The 19399-nt window shown below is 41.5% G+C and carries 18 protein-coding genes; 9 read left to right on the top strand and 9 right to left on the bottom strand.

The window, feature by feature from the left end; translation table 11 throughout:
• Nucleotides 1-15 precede the first annotated feature (15 nt).
• The 7 genes from nirB to NSQ64_RS10640 all read left to right on the top strand — a co-directional run bounded on the left by nirB (nt 16) and on the right by NSQ64_RS10640 (nt 8763).
• Nucleotides 16-2427: a nitrite reductase large subunit NirB gene (gene nirB, locus NSQ64_RS10670; RefSeq protein ID WP_341016415.1), complete on the top strand. Its 2412-nt coding sequence runs from the start codon at nt 16-18 to the stop codon at nt 2425-2427.
• A gap of 23 nt (nt 2428-2450) precedes the next feature.
• Entirely contained in the window at nt 2451-2774 is a 324-nt protein-coding gene (gene nirD, locus NSQ64_RS10665) for a nitrite reductase small subunit NirD (RefSeq protein WP_008346593.1), read from the top strand.
• A gap of 66 nt (nt 2775-2840) precedes the next feature.
• Entirely contained in the window at nt 2841-3533 is a 693-nt protein-coding gene (locus NSQ64_RS10660) for a DUF421 domain-containing protein (RefSeq protein ID WP_008346595.1), read from the top strand.
• A 99-nt stretch (nt 3534-3632) separates the two neighbouring features.
• A complete protein-coding gene (locus tag NSQ64_RS10655) occupies nt 3633-4613 on the top strand; it encodes a pectinesterase family protein (RefSeq protein ID WP_341016413.1) in 981 nt (326 codons plus the stop codon).
• 131 nt (nt 4614-4744) lie between these two features.
• Nucleotides 4745-6229: a D-alanyl-D-alanine carboxypeptidase/D-alanyl-D-alanine endopeptidase gene (dacB, locus tag NSQ64_RS10650; RefSeq protein ID WP_341016411.1), complete on the top strand. Its 1485-nt coding sequence runs from the start codon at nt 4745-4747 to the stop codon at nt 6227-6229.
• A 19-nt stretch (nt 6230-6248) separates the two neighbouring features.
• Nucleotides 6249-7616 carry an MATE family efflux transporter gene (locus NSQ64_RS10645; RefSeq protein WP_035703202.1) on the top strand — a complete coding sequence of 456 codons (1368 nt, stop codon included), beginning with the start codon at nt 6249-6251 and terminating at the stop codon, nt 7614-7616.
• Nucleotides 7617-7743: 127 nt separating this feature from the next.
• The gene (locus NSQ64_RS10640; protein ID WP_008346608.1) at nt 7744-8763 is read left to right on the top strand and encodes an LLM class flavin-dependent oxidoreductase; all 1020 of its coding nucleotides are present in this window, start codon (nt 7744-7746) and stop codon (nt 8761-8763) included.
• Nucleotides 8764-8802: 39 nt separating this feature from the next.
• On the opposite strand, the gene NSQ64_RS10635 is transcribed toward NSQ64_RS10640, so the two are convergent.
• On the bottom strand, nt 8803-9423 hold the full coding sequence (locus tag NSQ64_RS10635; RefSeq protein ID WP_007499188.1) for an acetate uptake transporter: 621 nt from the start codon (nt 9421-9423) through the stop codon (nt 8803-8805).
• 148 nt (nt 9424-9571) lie between these two features.
• Between NSQ64_RS10635 and NSQ64_RS10630 the strand changes: the two genes are divergently transcribed.
• Entirely contained in the window at nt 9572-10393 is an 822-nt protein-coding gene (locus tag NSQ64_RS10630) for a uroporphyrinogen-III synthase (protein WP_058337187.1), read from the top strand.
• A 39-nt stretch (nt 10394-10432) separates the two neighbouring features.
• On the opposite strand, the gene NSQ64_RS10625 is transcribed toward NSQ64_RS10630, so the two are convergent.
• The 3 genes from NSQ64_RS10625 to NSQ64_RS10615 are packed head-to-tail and all read right to left on the bottom strand — an operon-like array spanning nt 10433 to nt 12383.
• A complete protein-coding gene (locus NSQ64_RS10625; RefSeq protein ID WP_007499192.1) occupies nt 10433-11035 on the bottom strand; it encodes a DedA family protein in 603 nt (200 codons plus the stop codon).
• Nucleotides 11036-11088: 53 nt separating this feature from the next.
• Nucleotides 11089-11970 carry a UTP--glucose-1-phosphate uridylyltransferase GalU gene (gene galU / locus NSQ64_RS10620; RefSeq protein ID WP_039167895.1) on the bottom strand — a complete coding sequence of 294 codons (882 nt, stop codon included), beginning with the start codon at nt 11968-11970 and terminating at the stop codon, nt 11089-11091.
• A gap of 5 nt (nt 11971-11975) precedes the next feature.
• Nucleotides 11976-12383: a GtrA family protein gene (locus NSQ64_RS10615; RefSeq protein WP_234925054.1), complete on the bottom strand. Its 408-nt coding sequence runs from the start codon at nt 12381-12383 to the stop codon at nt 11976-11978.
• Nucleotides 12384-12550: 167 nt separating this feature from the next.
• Between NSQ64_RS10615 and NSQ64_RS10610 the strand changes: the two genes are divergently transcribed.
• Entirely contained in the window at nt 12551-12781 is a 231-nt protein-coding gene (locus NSQ64_RS10610) for an excisionase family DNA-binding protein (RefSeq protein ID WP_008346618.1), read from the top strand.
• Nucleotides 12782-12824: 43 nt separating this feature from the next.
• On the opposite strand, the gene NSQ64_RS10605 is transcribed toward NSQ64_RS10610, so the two are convergent.
• From NSQ64_RS10605 to glcD, 5 genes are all read right to left on the bottom strand, one after another.
• The gene (locus NSQ64_RS10605) at nt 12825-13925 is read right to left on the bottom strand and encodes a Ger(x)C family spore germination protein (RefSeq protein ID WP_024719423.1); all 1101 of its coding nucleotides are present in this window, start codon (nt 13923-13925) and stop codon (nt 12825-12827) included.
• Entirely contained in the window at nt 13922-15022 is a 1101-nt protein-coding gene (locus NSQ64_RS10600; RefSeq protein ID WP_113767137.1) for a GerAB/ArcD/ProY family transporter, read from the bottom strand. The genes NSQ64_RS10605 and NSQ64_RS10600 overlap by 4 nt, the downstream gene beginning before the upstream one ends.
• A gap of 12 nt (nt 15023-15034) precedes the next feature.
• The gene (locus NSQ64_RS10595; protein ID WP_341016405.1) at nt 15035-16522 is read right to left on the bottom strand and encodes a spore germination protein; all 1488 of its coding nucleotides are present in this window, start codon (nt 16520-16522) and stop codon (nt 15035-15037) included.
• Nucleotides 16523-16600: 78 nt separating this feature from the next.
• Complete coding sequence (locus NSQ64_RS10590; protein WP_341016403.1) at nt 16601-17941, bottom strand: (Fe-S)-binding protein; 1341 nt, start codon at nt 17939-17941, stop codon at nt 16601-16603.
• Nucleotides 17938-19347: a glycolate oxidase subunit GlcD gene (glcD, locus tag NSQ64_RS10585; protein WP_268431991.1), complete on the bottom strand. Its 1410-nt coding sequence runs from the start codon at nt 19345-19347 to the stop codon at nt 17938-17940. The genes NSQ64_RS10590 and glcD overlap by 4 nt, the downstream gene beginning before the upstream one ends.
• Between the last annotated feature and the right edge of the window lie 52 nt (nt 19348-19399).

The following is a 19399-nucleotide window of genomic DNA, read 5'->3' as shown; positions in this document are numbered from 1 at the left end:
TGAGGGGTGTTTTTCATGAAAGAAAAACTCGTATTAGTAGGGAATGGTATGGCTGGTATCCGAACGCTCGAAAACATTTTAAAAACGGACAATGAACGATTCGACATGACTGTATTTGGAACTGAGCCGTATCCTAACTATAATCGGATTCTTTTATCGAAAGTTCTCCAAGGGGATACAAAGACAGAGGATATTACGTTAAACGATTGGAATTGGTACAAGGAACATCATATTCAGCTGTTTACAAATGAGACCATTGTGAAGATCGATCCAGACAATCAAACCGTTATGAGTGATCAAGGACGGACCGTGCATTATGACCGTTTAATTTTAGCGACAGGGTCACTCCCGTTCATCCCGCCCATTCCAGGGAGCGATAAAAAAGGGGTAACAGCTTTTCGTACATTACAAGACACAGAGGAAATGGTCAAAGCATCTATGATGTACAAAAAAGCAGCCGTCATTGGAGGCGGGCTCCTTGGACTTGAAGCCGCGCGTGGTCTATTAAACTTAGGTATGGAAGTGACCGTCATTCACCTTGGCTCTCATTTAATGGACCGTCAGCTCGATCCGGTGGCAGGTCAGCTTCTGCAAGCAGCTTTAGAAAAACAAGGCATGAGCTTTCTATTAGGAAAACAGACAAATGAGATTTTAGGAGATACAAGGGTAGAAGGGCTAACATTTTCAGATGGTTCTACATTAGAGACAGATATGGTGGTCATGGCAGCAGGAATTAAACCGAATCACAAGCTTGCCGAAACGAGCGGCATTGAAGTGAACCGGGGGATTATCGTCAATGATTTCATGGAAACAAGTGTCCCGCGGATTTACGCAGTCGGAGAATGTGTTGAACATAGAGGACAAACGTACGGTCTTGTCGCGCCATTATACGATCAAGCAAACGTGCTCGCACAGCATGTATGTGACATGTCTCCGGCGCCTTATGAAGGATCTGTACTATCGACACAGCTAAAAGTATCAGGGGTTGATGTATTTTCAGCTGGAGATTTTATAGAAAACGATGAGAAAAAAGCGATTAAAATTTTTGATGAACAGCAAGGTATTTATCAAAAACTAGTCTTCCAGCAAAACCGCTTAGTCGGCGCCGTCATGTTTGGAGAAACAAGCGATGGACCACGTTTATTCTCGTACATTAGAGAAGGTGTTGATATGTCAGATATGGAAAAAGTATCTGTCTTAACATCAAATGAGCTGGCGCAAGAAAACACGATTGAACAAATGGCAAACGACCATATCGTTTGTGGCTGTAATGGTGTCTCAAAAGGTCAAATAGTGGCAGCTATTCAAAAAGAAGGCCTAACGACTATACAAGAGGTCAAGCAATGTACAAGTGCTTCTAGATCATGCGGAGGCTGTCAATCTGTTGTGGAAGAGATTTTATGGCACACTTTAGGCGATGATGCAAACCGCACTGCGCAAAAAGAAACCATCTGCGCCTGCACCACCTTATCAAGAGATGAAGTGATTCATGAAATCAAAGAGAAAGGTTTGCAGCATGTCAAAGAAGTGATGAATGTACTTGACTGGGAAACAGAAGAAGGCTGTTCAAAGTGCCGGCCTGCACTGAATTACTATTTAGGGATGATGTATCCTCTTGACTACAAAGATGAAAAAAGCTCGCGATTTGTGAATGAACGAATGCATGCCAACATCCAAAACGATGGTACCTATTCGGTCGTTCCACGTATGTACGGGGGCGTGACTAATGCTAATGACCTGAGAAAAATAGCGGATGTCGTTGACAAATATGAGATACCGCTTGTGAAAATGACTGGAGGTCAGCGAATCGACCTTTTAGGTGTCAAAAAAGAAGATTTACCAAAAGTATGGGCTGATTTAGATATGCCGTCTGGTTATGCTTACGGAAAATCATTAAGAACCGTCAAAACTTGTGTTGGAGAACAATTTTGCAGATTCGGAACGCAAGATTCCATTTCTCTTGGGATCGCACTTGAAAAGAAATTTGAAGGACTTGCCACACCGCACAAAGTCAAAATGGCCGTATCAGCCTGTCCAAGAAACTGTGCTGAATCTGGGATTAAAGATCTTGGCATCGTAGGTATCGATGGGGGATTTGAATTGTATGCTGGCGGGAATGGAGGGACACATTTACGAGCTGGAGACTTATTAATGAAAGTAAGTACAGCAGAAGAAGTAGAACAAATGGCCGCAGCCTACCTTCAATATTACAGAGAAACCGCAAATTATTTAGAGAGAACATCCGCTTGGGTTGAACGGCTTGGATTGAATCATATCCAAACGGTACTGCTAGATGACAAGAAACGTGCAGCACTCATCGAAAGAATGGACATCGCACTTTCAACTTATGAAGAACCGTGGCAAGAGATTCGAGAGAACGAAACAGAAACAAGACAATTATTTCAAAAGGCAACTGCTTCCGTCTAAATCAATTGAAGGGATGAGACCAGATGACAGTTTCAATTGTAAAAGTTCATATTGGTACAATATCAGATTTCCCGTTGCAGCTAGGGAAAACAGTCGCAGCCGGTCCACTTGAATTAGCTGTTTTTCAAACCTCTAACAAGCAGTTCAAAGCCATTGAAAATCGCTGTCCTCATAAAGGCGGTGTACTAGCTGAAGGAATGGTGAGCGGAGATCATGTCTTCTGTCCAATGCATGATTGGAAAATCAATCTTTCATCAGGAAATGTTCAAGAACCGGATCATGGATGCGTGAAAACATATGAAGCATTGGTTGAGGGAGACGACGTCTTTATTTTACTGCCTTCATAAATGGTTTAGAACCTTCCTTTCCTGTACATGCTGTAAGTACATGCAGTGAGAAAGGAAGGTATATGTGTGCCATTTTTTAATATTTTGATTGAACTCTTTATCGGATTTTTCGCTTTATTTTCCATTACAAAGCTATTAGGGAAAACACAATTTGCACAAATCACGCCGTTTGATTTTATTTCTGCATTGATTTTAGGGGAGATGGTCGGTAACGCCATTTTTGATCCAGAAGTCAGCGTGCTACATATCCTTTTTGCAGTTGCAGTCTGGGGCGTTTTAATCTACACAGTTGAATGGCTTTCACAAAAATTCAAATCCATTCGCGCTTTTTTAGAGGGAAGACCCACTCTTGTGATTGATAAAGGAAAGATTCACTACAATCGATTAAAGAAAAATATGCTCGATTTAAATCAGTTGCAGACGCTGATTCGAGCGAAAGGGCATTTTGCTCTTAATGAAATTGAATTTGCCATTTTGGAAACGGATGGGTCTGTGAGTGTGCTTCCAAAAATGAAATATGCACCAGCTACAGCCGAAGATGTGAACGTGAAAGGAAAAGAAGTCACATTGCCTAGAACGTTTATTATCGACGGAGAGATTTTAAAAAAAGATTTAAAGGAAGCTGGATTTGATGAAGCGTGGCTGCGAGAGCAATTGAAAAAGCAGCACATATCCTCCTATAAAGACGTCCTATTTTGTGAATGGATTGAAAATGAAGGAATTTATGCGATGAAATATGAAAAAACATCCACAACCTAACACAGTGGATGTTTTTTTGTGTTTTTTTGTTTTATAACTGAATAGGATCAAAAAGAATACGTCAATGAAAACGTTCACAATATAAGGGGGAGATGTGTGATGAAGTATGGAAAACGACTGCTGATGATGGTATTGGCCTTACTGCTTTTTGACTCAGCTTATGCGCAAGCAGCTGGACACAACCATCAAACAAACCGCGTGCTTATTGTCGGTCAAAAAGGAAATGGGACATTTCGAACGGTTCAATCTGCCATTGATGCGATACCAGTGAACAATCAACAGCAAACGACGATATATATTAAAAATGGTGTGTATAAAGAAAAGATTCTCCTTCCGCAAAATAAGCCGTATGTGTCCTTTATTGGAGAAAATCAGTATCAGACGATTCTGACGTATGATGATACAAATGCAAGCAGCGGGAGCACAACCAATAGCTCAAGTACAATGATTCGGGCAAATCATTTTTACGCAGAAAATATCACGTTTCAAAATACAGCTGGCCGAAACGCAGGGCAGGCGGTTGCCCTTTATGTATCCGGGGACCGGGCTGTGTTTAAACACGTACGTGTTCTCGGTTATCAAGATACACTTTATGCCACAGGCACAGGGAGACAATATTATGAAGATTGCTATATCGAGGGCACGGTTGACTTCATCTTTGGTTCAGCAACGGCTGTATTTAAAAGAGCTGAAATAAAAAGTCTTGGAAACGGGTATATTACAGCGGCATCCACAACAGAAGCTCAAAAGTATGGCTACGTTTTTATTGATTCCACATTAAATAAAGGAACGGCTGCGTCTCAATCTGTGTACTTAGGCCGTCCATGGAGACCTCATTCGGCCGTCACGTTCCTCCAAACAAAAATGGATGAACATATTAAAGCTGAGGGATGGCATAACTGGGAGAACAAAGACAACGAAAGAACGGCTAGATATCAAGAATATGGATCAACGGGCGCAGGGAGTCATGTGGCAAACCGGGTGAAGTGGTCAACGATATTAACAAAAAACGAAGCAAGTCAAATCACCGTTCAATCCGTACTTAGCGGAAACGATGGCTGGAATCCTGAAAAAAGGTAAAAGAGGCTTGTCAGTTTTCGTCAAAGAAAGCTGACTTTTCTGTTTTAAAAACCTTTGAGAACAAACGTTCTTTTGTGTATAATGAACATAATCTGCTAAATTTGGCTGCTTTTCTAAAAAGGAGGGATTGCGTGAAACGTTTCTCACAGGTCATGTTTTTACAACTATGTATTTTGTCGATGTTATTTCTCCCTTTTTCAGTGAAAGATGAACAACTAACGGCTCATGATGATCAATCAAAATGGATCACTTCTTTAGACGAATTCATTCGAACAGCACCTGATTTAGAGGGCGCAATTGCTGGCATCAGCGTACGCGATACTTCTGACACTTCTCTTCTTTATGAACATCAAGCGGACATCCGTCTGACTCCTGCTTCTAATATGAAATTACTCACATCTGCTATCGCACTCGATCTACTGGGTGAAACACACACTTTTCCAACAGACGTTTGGATAGATGGTTCAATTCACAAAAAAACATTGCACGGCAATCTTTATCTCCGAGGCACTGGAGACCCGACATTGTTAGAAAGCGATTTTGCCGCATTAGCCAAACAAGTCAAAAAGGCCGGAATACATACGATTCGTGGACAGCTTTTAGCTGATGATACTTGGTTTGATGATACAAGGTATTCCATCGATCTGCCGTGGAGTGATGAAGATCAATATTACGGCGCTCAAATATCTGCTCTTACTGCTTCACCGAATGAGGATTATGATGCAGGGACGATCATTCTCGAAGTCAATCCGGGAAAGAAAGCAGGGCAGAAGGCCAGCTATGAGATGATCCCGAAGACTGACGTCGCTCAAGTTGTCAATCAAGTGCAAACTGTGCCAGAAGGCGGAAAGAAGAAAATATCTTTTAAACGCTCTCACGGTACAAACAAAATTACACTGACTGGAACGATTCCGCTAAAAGCATCCTCGTCTAAACAATGGGTCGCATTATGGGAACCGACAACGTATGCTTTAGACTTAATGAAACGAGCATTAAAGGCTGAGGGGATTCAGCTGAAAGGACCACTCAAAACAAAACAAGTTCCTAAAAAAGCGAAAAAAATCGCTTCCCATTCATCAATGCCTTTATCCGATCTTCTTGTTCCGATGATGAAATTAAGCAACAATACACATGCAGAAATTCTGTTAAAAGAACTTGGGAAGCGGGTAAAGAACAAAGGGAGTTTTGACAAAGGGCTTGACGTGCTGAATGAACGTCTTCCTGCCTTTGGCATAGATCCATCCATGACTGTGTTGAGAGACGGATCAGGCATATCACCGATTAACCTTGTTTCTGCAAATCAATTCACGTTATTTTTGACAAACATTCAAAAGGAAAAATGGTTTAACACCTATGTCCATGCACTTCCGTTAGCTGGGGCAAGTGAGCGTATGGTGGGAGGTACATTAAGAAATAGATTGAAAGAACCAGCTACACTAGAAAAAGTGCGTGCAAAAACAGGTACGCTATCAACGGTCAGCACACTATCTGGATATATTGAAACGCAGAGTGGAAAAACGCTTGCTTTTTCCATCTTATTGAATCATCTCGTTGATGACGAAAAAGGAAAAGAGATAGAAGACCGCATTGTCAGCATGTTAGCTGAGGATCTTTAGACAGAGAAGGAGAACCATCATGACGTTAGATAATAATCAATCTTTAGTAAAAACCATGTCGATCTTTCTAATTCCACTTTTATTAAGCAATATTTTGCAATCAATTGGACAGCTTGTTTCCATTGTGCTTGTCGGTAGATGGATTGGAGAGGATGCAGTAGCTGCGATTTCGGCATTCTTTCCACTTTTCTTTTTACTTGTTTCTTTTTCCATTGGGATTGGATCAGGGAGCTCGATCCTGATTGGACAAGCATACGGAGCAAAAAATGAGCAGAGGTTAAAGGAAATTATCGGTACAACGCTTTCGTTCACCTTTTTAATCGGACTTTCTTTAGCTGTCATTGGAGGTTTTTTTGCCACAGATATTTTACATTTGATGGGGACACCTGCAAATATTGTGGAGGAAAGTGCGGCATATGCCAGAATCCTATTCATCTCCATGCCCATCTTATTTCTTTATTTTGTCTATACAACTTTTTTACGAGGAACAGGAGATTCAAAAACACCATTTTATTTCTTAATGATTAGTACAGGAACCAATATTTTATTGCTGCCAATTTTATTATTCGGCTGGCTTGGTTTACCGGCATTTGGTTTATATGGTGCTGCGTATTCTTCTGTGATTTCTACAATCGTTACGTTTATCATTCTTCATATCTATCTTTATAAAACAAAGCACCCGCTGCGCATTGATGCGTCGGTTAGAAAGCATTTATTGATGAAAGGGGATTTATTAAAAACGCTATTAAAGTTAAGTATCCCTTCTAGTATTAATATGATTCTCATTTCTTTATCAGAAATTGCTGTCATTTCTTTTGTCAACGATTATGGATCACAGGCGACCGCAGCTTATGGCGTTGTCAACCAAGTTGTAAGTTATGTACAGATGCCCGCAGTGAGCCTTGGTATTGCGGTTTCTATCTTCGCCGCACAATTCATTGGCGCAGGAAACATGAATCGTTTGAAAGATGTCATTAAAATTGGGCTGGGGCTAAACTTTGCGATAGGCGGATTGATTATTATTTTCGTCTATATTTTCGCACCACAAATTTTATCTATCTTTTTAACAGATCCTGCAACGATTGATATTGCATATAGTTTGGTCGTGATTACCCTATGGAGCTATCTCATTTTTGGAACAGCACAAATCGTTGCAGCCACAATGAGAGCAAGTGGCACAGTTCTATGGCCGACCATCTTTAGTATTTGTTCCATTTGGCTTGTTGAAGTACCAGTGGCTTATGTGCTATCACACCATACATCGCTTGGGATCAAAGGAATCTGGATAGGATATCCTGCAGCCTTTTTTGTAAACTTATTGCTCCAATACGGCTATTATCGACTGGTATGGAAGAAAAAGCAGATCGTTGCACTTGTCCAATCATAATGTGAGCCCATTCAATTCATCATTTCGAAAATCATCGAATCAAATGATTTAAAAATTAAATCGTTTTATGTTATGGTGTTGAAAGAATGAAACTAGTATGATTTTTGAAAGAAATGGGGCATCATGTATGAGTCAATCAGTTTTACAACGTGCAGCATATTCCGTGTTAAATTTATCCTCTGTAACAGAAGGTGGCACAATCAAAGAGTCATTTGAACATAGTATGGATTTAGCAAAAAAAGCTGAGAAGTGGGGCTACCATAGATATTGGCTTGCGGAGCATCATAATATGGAAGGGGTTGCGAGTTCAGCAACATCCGTCTTGATTGGATATATTGCTGGAGGGACTGAAAAGATCCGGGTTGGTTCTGGGGGGATTATGCTTCCAAACCATTCTTCACTCGTCATTGCAGAACAATTTGGAACACTGGAGACTTTGTATCCAGGGAGAATTGATTTAGGTCTTGGCAGGGCACCAGGAACAGATCAGTTAACGGCAAGGGCACTTAGACGTAATCTTCATAATGGGGAGGATTTCCCTGAGCAGCTTGAAGAACTTCGGCAATATTTCAAACCGACTGGTCAGGTCAAAAAACATGTAAGAGCCGTTCCGGGAGAAGGATTGGATATCCCGATTTGGCTTCTTGGTTCAAGTGGTTTTAGTGCAAGGCTTGCAGGAGAACTGGGACTGCCATTTGCCTTTGCGGCACATTTCTCCCCTAAAAATACCATTCCTGCTTTAGAATTATACAGACAGTCATTTCAACCTTCAGATGTGTTAAAAGAACCTTATGCGATGGTTGGTGTGACGGTTTTTGCTGCTGATCAAACAGAGCGGGCTGAATATTTGGCGACGTCTCATTATCAGCGCTTCTTGAGCCTCATTCGCAATACACCAGGAAAACTCAAAGCCCCTGTTGAAAGTATGGATGGGCTATGGAGTCCATATGAGAAGGCGATGGTGGACGAACAATTAAGTTCGACGATGATCGGGGATAAACAAAAGGTGAAAAAAGAGTTAGAAGCCTTTATTGAGGCGACTCAAGCAGATGAAGTCATGATTAATTCTGATATGTTTGACCATCAAGAAAGAATGCGTTCTTATGAAATCATTGCAGAGATATTTCAAGAGGAACAAGAAAAATAAGAATAAAAAAAAGAACTGCCAAGAGCAGTTCTTTTTTATTTATGCTTTAGTAAACACGCGAAATGGTTGTCCAACTGGCAGTACTGTACGACCAAAATGTGTATTCAGCACAACAGCTGCAGAACCATAAAATGAAAGAAGAGAAATAATCAATTCTGCAATACCAGCCATCGTATGAGTCACATCGTACATCACACCAAACGAGCTTAGGGACAGGCCAATGAATAAGAAATCAATAAAGACGAAAATCAAAAACAATACTTTATGTGTTTCCATTGCACCGATCGTCATAAATAAGCTGAAAATCAAATAACCAATAAAAGCAAAACCTAGTTGTTTTGGGTCCGCAGCTCCCGCAAGCGTTTTCCCAAAAACGCCCGCTTGAATGAGCCAAGTGGTTCCAACGCCCATCCAAAAAAGACCGAATGCGCCGAAGGCAGTGGCTCCAAAAATATTATGATGCTTTGAATCTTGTATGGACGCAATCAGCTGCGCGATTCCTCCAAGGAAGATAGCCCAAGGTAAAATAAGGGATGTGCCATCTGTGATTCCTAGTTTTTGTGAAGACGCAACAAGCGTCACCATTGCTAAACCAAACAAACCAAGTGGTGTTGGGTCTGCGATTGATAATCGAATTGCTTGAACATTCTGTTTTTCCATAATGACCTCCTACAATTTGCACTTACAAAAGATACTCGAATTCGATAGAAACGTCAAGCTCTTTTTTAGTAGACACTTGCAACGTCTTCCAAATAAATCTATATTTAATACAATACATCATACATGTGATAGAAAAAGAGGGATGAGAATGAGTAAAGGCTTAGCTGGAAAGACCATTGCCATATGCGGAACAAGAAAAACAGAAGAAATGCGTACACTTGTTGAAAAGCAAGGAGGACAAGCTGTTATTCGTTCTCTTCAGGGCACTGTATTTTTAGCCAAAGAGGAATTGAAGCCAGGCATAGAAACCTTTGTAAAGAAGGGAGCTGACTGGGTCATTTTAACAACGGGTATCGGCACAGACACATTAATTGAAAGTGCAGAAGAGCTGCAGCTTGGAGAAGCTTTTATGAACATTTTATCAAGTGCCCATATCGCTTCAAGAGGATACAAAACGTTCGCGGCTCTAAAAAAACACGGCATTCAGCCAGATGTTTCTGATGAAGATGGAACCGTTCGTGACCTCATTTCAAAGTTAGAAGACAAAGAACTTCAAGGTAAACGGGTCATGGTGCAGCTTCACGGCGAAAATGCACCAGCTCTCATTGATTTTTTACATCACAAGGGAGCAGACGTTTTGCAGCTCATGCCATATCAGCACACGCCCCCTGAACCAGAGGCGGCGGACACTTTGCTTCAAGAAATGAAAGAAGGGAAGGTCCATGCCGTTTGTTTTACAACCGCTGTTCAGGTTCATGCCTTTTTCAAACTAGCAGAAGAATGGGACAAAAAAGAAGAACTGCAACATCTATTCGAGCAGCATGTATTAGCTGTAGCTGTTGGAAAAGTCACAGCTGAAGCTTTAAAAGAAGAGGGGATAAGCCGCATTCTAGCCCCTTCACTTGAAAGAATGGGTGCAATGATTATGGAATTATCTCAATATATGAAAAAACAATCGACGCACGCATAGAAAAAACGCCTTTCACATGACGAGTGAAAGGCGTTTTCGTTAGATTGTCCGTTTTCGATTTGTGCGAATTTTTTTCAAAACGAAATACAGTACGATCAGAACGATGGCAATGACCATAATTGGTGTTGTATACGTGTGAGCGACACTTTGAATGTGGTCCCATTTTGTCCCAAGCTGCATTCCAAGATAAATAAATAGGATGGACCAAGGGATGGCGGCTAATCCGGTCAAAAGAACAAATTTGAGAAATGGCATCTTTGCAATACCAGCTGGAATCGAGATCGCGTGGCGCACGACTGGGATAAAACGAGCTGTAAATACGACACCAGTTCCATATCGGTCAAACCAGCGTTCTGCCGTGGCAATATGATGCTCATGGATGAATAAATACTTCCCATACTTTGTTAAAAAAGGTCTTCCGCCGTAAAGGCCGATCCAGTAAATAAAGCACTGGGCAAGTGTTCCTCCAATAACCCCAGCGATGACGGCTCCAACAAATCCAATGCTTCCTGTTGACACCATATATCCGCCGTAGGCAAGTACAATTTCACTCGGAATAATTTCAATCATCAGTCCAAGTGCAACACCTGCGTAACCAAGGCTTGTCAGCCAGGTTAAAATTTCATTAAACAAGGTTCCCATTCATTTCACTCTGCCTTTAAATACGAATTTTCTTCAAGCATCCTTATAAGAGCCTATGCTTGTTTTGCTTCTCTCATGAGTATACTTTGCATATATGCTAGCATGGCTGGCCGCATATCATGACGCATTAATCCAATTTCAGCCGCTGCCTTAAATGAGCCCAGCTTATCACCAACGTCAAATCTCATCCCATCTAATTGTTTTGCATAAATGGGTGATTCATGTGCAATGATTTTCAGCGCATCTGTCAGCTGGATTTCGTTCCCAGCACCTCTCTCAATTCCTTGTAGAATAGGAAAAATCGATGGTGTTAACAGATACCTGCCCATCACGGCTAAATCGGAAGGAGCTTCATGAATAGCTGGCTTTTCCACTAAGTCTGTGACTTCAAACACTTGACCGTCTACTCTAGCTGGTCTTATCATACCATACTTACTGACATCTAGACGATCCACTTGCTGGACGCCAATGACCTCTCTTTGTTTGTCTTCAAAGACTTCCATGAGCTGAGAGAGTGCAGGTCTTTCTGACACCATGACATCATCACCTAAAAGGACCGCAAAAGGATCATTGCCAGTAAAATGACGTGCACATAATACCGCATGTCCAAGACCTAAGGGCTCCTTTTGACGAATATAATGAATATTGGCCATATCCGCAATATGTTTGATTTCAGCCAGCTGTTCTTTTTTTCCTTTTTCAAGCAACGTGTGTTCTAGCTCAATCGAACGGTCAAAGTGATCTTCAATCGATTTTTTATTTCTTCCTGTGATAATCAGTATATCTTCAATGCCTGATTGAACAGCCTCCTCAACTATGTATTGAATGGCGGGTTTGTCGATAATCGGCAGCATTTCCTTTGGCTGTGCTTTCGTTGCGGGTAAAAAACGTGTGCCTAATCCGGCTGCTGGTATAACGGCTTTTTTAATGTTCAATTGAATCATCGCTCCATTTCTGATCGTTTGTTTTCTGATGGAAACACCCATAGGCGGCTTCCAGTAAAAGTGATCATCATGCCAAGAAGGGTACCAATCGCTTTACTAATGAATAATGAGAATCCTGCTTGTTGCATGACATATAAGACAACATAGGTGAGGAGACACGCTGCGCCGTTGACTGTGGCCCACTTGATCCATTCCCACCTGTCCGCTTTCTTTTTTACTTGGAACGTCCATTTTCGATTCCAAACATAACTGTTCATCATTCCTGCTGTATAGGACAGGCACTGTGCAAGAAAAGAGGGAACAAAGCAAGCAGTGAAAAAAAAGAAGAACAGAAAGTCAATCATCGTATTGCTTGCGCCTACAGTTAAAAATGTGACATAGGTCCGAATATTTTTCTTTGTCATGCGAAGGATCATCATCTCCTAGTGTTTGAGTGGGTGTATGAATACTGTACAAAAGCGAGTTGACGAATCAGTGAAGAAAAGATGAAAAAAACATGAACAAGCGATATCTGTTTTTTCACCAGCTCGTGATATAATTTGTAAGATGAAACGAACGGTGGTGCACATGCATGTATTTAACAATTGGAGAAACAGCTGAATACTTAGAAGTATCAGAAGCATATGTTGAAAAATTAATCCAGCAAAAAAAGATTCGTTACGTATTTGACGGGGAATCGTATCTCATTTATCAAGGGCAGTTTCAAACCCATATGAAACAGCTAGAACAATATAAAGAGCTCATTCAAGACATCTTAAATGAACCAATCCCTGAGGACCCGGACGTAAAAGATGAAGATTAAAAAAGACTGTACGAGAAGGGAGAACCTTTTCATACAGTCTTTTTTATTGGCTGACACCCGTTTGGACAATGTTCATATGACAATTCACTTGGACATCTGCATCAGGGTAGAGTTTTTGCCATTTCTCCGGTGTCATGGCTTTATCTTTAGAGCGATATCTCAAACCAAGTCCAAGTGGATCAATTTTTTGCTTTTTAAAGGATTGAACAAGGTCTTGCCCTTGCTGGGCCACACGCTTCTCCACTTCTTTTTCAACATGCTGCAAGATAGAAGGCGTATCGATTTTTTTTGATTTCATGAATTCTTTTAACTCACCTTTCAGCTTGATATCAATGGTGATATGAGGCTTTTTTGAAAGGTTTTCAGTTGGTTTAATGTGATAAGACACATGTGATTTGATATTTTCAATAACAACATGGGTTTTCTTTTTGTCATTAAATCGAAACTCATAAATCCCGTTTTTGTGATTTTCAATCATCGCTTTAAAAGTAAACGTATCTTCCCCTGGAATATGCCCAACCATTTTTTCTTGATCGAAAAGAGCGACACCTGACACTTTAATAGAGTTGCTTGTATTTTTAATGTAAGGGAGGTAGGCATCCACGCCTTTTGCCATCATCTGATTCATAAAAATATGCTGATTGGTCACAGGTTGATTGCCGTTTCGCATGTTTTGAGCCAGTAAATCTGAAAGATATACACCGATATTTAAGTTGGTTTGATTCATTTTTGTATGCAATAAATCTTCAACTTCTCCGTCTACTATGGCAAATACTTGACGAGACCCAATGATCGGATCACGATAGATGTAATTCATCAAATCAATCATACCCACTTCTTTCGCCAGCTTTTCACTTATTAAAATCACGAGTACTTGTCCCATGACAACGGGGAAAGGCGATTTTTCCGAAACAAGAAACTGAATATTACTAATGGTATTTGACTTAGCACTTACAATTTGATAGCTTCCTTGTTCTTCGCTTTTAAAAACAGGGAAAACAAAGAAGCCCTTCATTTCTCCATCTTCCAATAAGTCAAATCCCGCCGCCTGCGAGATACTTAATTCATCTAAGAGACGAGGCTGTGCACAGCTCGTTAAGAAAAGACTCAATAACATGAGACATATCAGAATAGAATGTTTCATGCTCGTTTTTTCACCCACCTTTTTTTCAGCAGCAGCCCAATGATCATACATCCAATCAATCCATAGATGAGGATGTATCCGCTATATTCCACCCATTTATTAAATGTCTCAAATGAGGTAGCTCTAATAAAAAATGAAAACATGACGAGAATGAGAAGGCTGAGAACTATTAACGTGGTGCGCTGGCTCGTGTGAAACACTTGTTTTGCCATTCTGCTGGCTGCCCATAATGGAATAGCGATATTTGGAACGATAAGCAAAAGCCATAGCGACACTTCAATAAATTCAAAGCGCTGGATAAACGGAAGTTTGACAATGCTGGTTAATGTCAATGTCGGCCATTTCGTTAGTTCGAGCTGAGCACTTGAGTAGTACGCTATAGAGACGAGAAATACAAGCAAATTCAGGCATGTCGTTAGCAACACTCCCATATGTGCAAATTTTTGCGACGTTTGTGCTTTTTTAATAAAGGGATAATAGACAAGCAATGTTCCAAAACCAAACATGGATAAAGAGGCATCTTTGACCCCCATCATGAGTTGTGAAAATGAATGATCAAACATTGGGAACATAAACCGGATGTGACTATATTTCATGACATAAAAGCAGATAAAGGTCATCCAGTACGTTAGAACAATGCTAAAGAATGCCCAGCCAGCGATTGTTCTAAATCCGCCTGTGTGAATGTAATAGACGAGGATGAGCAGCACTGATGCAAATAAAAGACCAGGAATTTCTTTAAACAGCCAAACATGGATCACATCCATATAATGAACAAGCACAATCAAAGACAATGAAGAAAAATACAAAATGTAGAGAATGTTGATGAATTGTCCGAGCCATTTACCAAACACAGATTGCGTAATGTCACTAAATTCGTCAGTAGGTGCTTTTTTAAACAAAAAGTAAATGAGGAAGATCATCAAATTGACGCTTGCACCAGCAATTAAAATGGCGATCCACCCATCATTATTAATCGTCCGGACAAGATTCGTCTGGAAATTTAAAATACCAACACCTACTTGATTGGCATTGATCAGAAAAAACACAAAAAAAGGGGATACTTGAAATTTTTCTTTCACAGAAGAAGAGCTCATGCCTTCACTTCCTTATTCATAAAAATCATTTTTCCCCTTACGGCCTTGCTTTGGCTTTTGGCGGTGTATTGTTTCATTTTGCGGCCGTAAATTTTCTGGACGTTTTTTCAAAAAGCGGAGCTGGGGACGAATCAAACTACCCTTTAAATCGGCCAATCGAAGTGGAAAGATTGGCTCTAAGTAAGGCTGGCCTATAGACGTTAATTTCATTAAATGTGTAAGAAGAAAAGCCCCCATTAGCGAAATCCCTAGCGCTCCCCACACTTGTGCAGCAAAAAGGAATGGGAAACGTAAGAGACGAATGGTTGTCCCCATTTTATAAATAGGGGTGACAAAAGAGGCAAGAGCTGATAATGCGACTATAATGAGCAGGATATTACTTGTTAATCCCGCTGCAACCGCAGCCTGTCCTATCACAATACCTCCAACAATCCCGAGCGTCTGTCCGACTTTTGCAGGAAGGCGAGACCCGGCTTCCCTAAGTAGCTCAATCGATATCTCTAAAAATAATGCTTCAATAATAGGCGGAAAGGGAACGAGATAGCGTGATGCTACTATCGTTTCTAATAAGTCCTTAGGAATCAGTTCATAGTGAAACGTTAAAACAGCTACATACAAAGGGGTTGCAAAAATAGAAAATATCACTGCAAAAATGCGTAACAGCCGAAAGGAGGATGCTGCGATCCAAGACATGTTATAGTCTTCCATTGTAGAAAAATACTCGAGTAAAATTGTAGGTGCAAGCAGGGTATGAGGCGAACCGTCAACCATAATGGCTATTTTTCCTTCCGTTAGACCTGAGGAAACCCTGTCTGGCCGTTCTGTATTTAAAAACAATGGAAAGATTGTATTGGACACATCATAAAGCATTTGCGCAAGATAATTAGAATCTAGAATTTGGTCATAGTCAACATCTTGAATCCGCTGAAGAACGGTTTCAATGTTCTGTGGGTTGGCGATATCCTCTATGTATACAACGGCTACTTTCGTTTGAGAAAGGGTACCAACTGTGTGTTCAACTACTTTAAGGTCAGGAGTGGGCAGCCTGCGTCTGAGCAAGTTTAAGTTTGTATCCAGCCCTTCCACAAAGGCTTCCTGCGCACTGATAATCCCGAATTCAATCTCAGGTTGGCTCACTTGTCTGCCTTTCTTTTCTTCAATCGGCAAAAGGAGCGCTTTGCCCCAGTCTGTCTCAATTCGAACAGCAATACTGCCTCGATGAAGCGCTTCTTCCACTTTTTGAAGGTCCCTCGTAATCACAGCTTGTTCGATTGGGATGTGTTCTTTCAGCTCTTCAAGGTTGGGTGTCAGATGCAATTGCTGAATAAAAGGCAAGATTTGTTCATGAAGGAGATTGCCATTAATTAAAGGACGAAAAAAAGAAATTCTATAAAGGAAACCTCCGGAACTTGATAATTCATTGATAAAATCAGAGGAACGCGATAGTGCCTCAAATACTGAATTCGGGTCTTTCTGTTTTGATTTGTTTTTCTTCAGCACTTGAACCATCTCCTTCCGCGATTTTCCTCTATTATCCAACCAATCGTCTGAAGATATGCATAAAAAAAGCGTTCAGCTTCATGAGCTGGACGCTTTTTTTCCATATTGAACGGCTTCTAATAAAAAGTCAGCCAGATGAATCGCTCTCATGCTAGGCGTATGTCCTGCCTTTTTGACGCCTGCTGCCATTTGTAATTGACAGCCTGGATTCGACGTCACAATGGCAGCTGCAGCTGTGTTGCTCGCTTCCGTCATTTTATGATCTAAAATTTGCATCGACATGTCTGGCTGCAAGATATTGTAGATTCCTGCAGATCCGCAGCAGCGGCCGGCATCTTTCATTTCTTTAAACGTTACCCCTCGAATGGCTTTCATGAGCACCCTCGGCGCCTGTTGTACATTCATCCCATTTCGTAAATGACAGGAGTCTTGATAGGTGATCACTTGCGCTGGCAAAACCAGTGGCACGCGGCGGTGAAACTCCAGCTCCACAAGGATGCTTGATATATCGGTTATTTTCTGTGAGAAGGCTTTACTTCGTTTTTGAAAATCTGGGTCATCCTGAAGCAAATGATCGTAATCACTTAAAAAGGCACCGCAGCCGCCCGCGTTCATGACAATCGCATCGGCATCTGTTTCCTCGAATGCTTCAATATTCCGCTTGGCTAACTGTTTTGCTTGGTCTTTTTCTCCGCTATGACCATGTAGCGCGCCGCAGCACGTTTGTATAGGAGGAACGATCACATCGCAGCCTGCCAGCTGCAAGAGATGAATGGTCGCTTTGTTTGTGTTTGAGAAAACTGTATCCATTAAACAGCCAGTAAAAAACGCCACCCGTTTTTTTGCCTGACCAATGGCTTTATATTCATTCAAACGTTTTTTCTTTTGAGGCGGTACCTTTGGAAGTGCCTGTTCCATCAACTGTAAATGGGAGGGAAGCACCTTCAGTATGCGCGTCTTCCTGGCGGCTGTTTGCAGACCAGATGTTTGATAAAATCGAAGAAAACTAGCAGCTTGTCGCATACGACTTTGTGACGGAAAGAGACCTTTAAACACAACACGTCTCATCAATTTGACAGGAAATGATAGTTTTTTATGTTGTTGAATAATGTCTCTGGCATCTTCTAGCAACTGTCCATACTTGACGCCAGAAGGGCAGACTGGTTCACATGCACGGCAGCCAAGACAAAGATTAAGGGAATGTTCAACATCTTCATCTGGCTCAATGACGCCATCTCTTACAGCTTTCATTAACGCAATTCGGCCCCGAGGAGAGTGCGTTTCTTGTTGTCCAGATTCAATATAGGTAGGGCAGGAAGGGAGGCAGAAGCCGCAGCGCATGCAATTAAGCAGCTCCTTTTCATCCATTTGCTCCTGAAACTGCTGCTGGATCTCTTTTTGCTTAGAAGAAGAACTCATGAGACCACCACTCGCTTTCTTGAGGCTTTTCCAAACACTTTATCTGGATTCATGATATTTGCTGGGTCAAGTGCCTGTTTAATCGCCTTCATGGCAGCGATTCCTTCTTTTTTGACCTTCAGCTCCAAATAGGGGGCTTTCATGAGACCCACGCCATGTTCGCCTGTAATCGTGCCGCCAAGTGCAACGGCTTTTTCAAAAATGGCCTGAAAGGCAGCTTCTACACGTTTCATTTCTTCTTCATTTCTTGCATCTGTCGCACAAGTGGGGTGTAAGTTGCCATCACCTGCATGACCAAACGTACAAATGTTCACCTCGTACTTTCGTGCAATGTCTTCGATTGCACGAACCATATTGGCAATTTCAGACCGGGGAACGGTAGCATCTTCTAAAATCGTTGTAGGACTTAATCGAGCAAGGGCAGATAAAGCAGAGCGTCTCGCTGTTAAGAGTGCACTTGCCTCTTCTTCTGAATGTGCAATCTTGACGCTTTTAGCCCCGTGCTGCTCACAGACTTCTGCGATTTTTTGGATATCACGAGAAACAGCTTCAGGGTTGCCGTCCTGTTCAATTAATAACACAGCTTGAACGTCGGTGGGCAGGCCGATGTTTGCAAAATCTTCAACGACTTCAAGGGTCGGCTGATCCATAAATTCTAATGTAGCAGGAATGATACGCTCAGCAATGATGGCCGATACAGAAGTCGCAGCTTCTTCAAGGCTTTCGTATAAACAAAGCATTGTTTGTTTCGTTTCTGGAAGCGGCAGGAGCTTTAGCACTGCTTCTGTGACAATCCCGAGTGTTCCTTCTGAACCAACGAACAATCGAGTCATATCATACCCAGCAACATCTTTTGCAAGCTTTCCGCCTGTTTTGATGATGTCACCATTTGGCAAAACCACTTCAAGCCCAAGGACATAATCTCTTGTCACTCCATACTTTAACCCCCGCAGTCCCCCTGAATTTTCGTTAATATTGCCGCCTAATGTGGAAATTTTCATAGAGCTTGGATCAGGCGGGTAGAAGAGACCTTTTTCCTCTACTTGATGAATCAATTCCTGCGTAATTAAGCCAGGCTGCACCGTTGCGGTTAAATTTTCTTCGTCTATTTCTAATAATTGATTCATTCTAGTAAAGAGAATCACCAATCCGCCCTGAGTAGGGCATGTTCCTGCGCACAGATTCGTCCCTGAGCCTCTTGGGACGATCGGCACTTTGTAAGAGGCGCACAGTTTCACAATTTGCTGCACTTCTTCTGCTGTGCCAGGTGTCACGATGGCATCTGGCATCTGTTGAAAATTTGGTGTCGCATCATAAGAGTAGGCAAGACGATCCGCCTTGCTGTCTTGGACATTGGGCGCACCGACAATCTCTTTTAATTGATTTGAAAATTCTGAATCTAGCATATGCAATCACTCCCGCTCATTTAACGTCTCTTTTCTACCAGTATAAAAAAAG

The organism is Bacillus sp. FSL W8-0183 (genome assembly GCF_038006825.1).
Lineage (GTDB): Bacteria > Bacillota > Bacilli > Bacillales > Bacillaceae > Bacillus > Bacillus altitudinis.
The sequence above is the reverse complement of the archived record's forward strand: the minus strand, read 5'-3'. Positions and strand labels throughout refer to the sequence as shown.

Excerpts from the sequence above, each read along its gene's own strand:
- glcD (WP_268431991.1), bottom strand. The coding sequence starts at position 19,347 with ATGCTAGATTCAGAATTTTCAAATCAATTAAAAGAGATTGTCGGTGCG.
- nirD (WP_008346593.1), top strand. The coding sequence starts at position 2,451 with ATGACAGTTTCAATTGTAAAAGTTCATATTGGTACAATATCAGATTTC.
- NSQ64_RS10615 (WP_234925054.1), bottom strand. The coding sequence starts at position 12,383 with ATGACAAAGAAAAATATTCGGACCTATGTCACATTTTTAACTGTAGGC.
- NSQ64_RS10635 (WP_007499188.1), bottom strand. The coding sequence starts at position 9,423 with ATGGAAAAACAGAATGTTCAAGCAATTCGATTATCAATCGCAGACCCA.
- NSQ64_RS10600 (WP_113767137.1), bottom strand. The coding sequence starts at position 15,022 with ATGAGCTCTTCTTCTGTGAAAGAAAAATTTCAAGTATCCCCTTTTTTT.
- NSQ64_RS10610 (WP_008346618.1), top strand. The coding sequence starts at position 12,551 with ATGTATTTAACAATTGGAGAAACAGCTGAATACTTAGAAGTATCAGAA.
- NSQ64_RS10605 (WP_024719423.1), bottom strand. The coding sequence starts at position 13,925 with ATGAAACATTCTATTCTGATATGTCTCATGTTATTGAGTCTTTTCTTA.
- NSQ64_RS10590 (WP_341016403.1), bottom strand. The coding sequence starts at position 17,941 with ATGAGTTCTTCTTCTAAGCAAAAAGAGATCCAGCAGCAGTTTCAGGAG.
- NSQ64_RS10640 (WP_008346608.1), top strand. The coding sequence starts at position 7,744 with ATGAGTCAATCAGTTTTACAACGTGCAGCATATTCCGTGTTAAATTTA.
- NSQ64_RS10655 (WP_341016413.1), top strand. The coding sequence starts at position 3,633 with ATGAAGTATGGAAAACGACTGCTGATGATGGTATTGGCCTTACTGCTT.
- NSQ64_RS10645 (WP_035703202.1), top strand. The coding sequence starts at position 6,249 with ATGACGTTAGATAATAATCAATCTTTAGTAAAAACCATGTCGATCTTT.
- NSQ64_RS10630 (WP_058337187.1), top strand. The coding sequence starts at position 9,572 with ATGAGTAAAGGCTTAGCTGGAAAGACCATTGCCATATGCGGAACAAGA.
- NSQ64_RS10625 (WP_007499192.1), bottom strand. The coding sequence starts at position 11,035 with ATGGGAACCTTGTTTAATGAAATTTTAACCTGGCTGACAAGCCTTGGT.
- nirB (WP_341016415.1), top strand. The coding sequence starts at position 16 with ATGAAAGAAAAACTCGTATTAGTAGGGAATGGTATGGCTGGTATCCGA.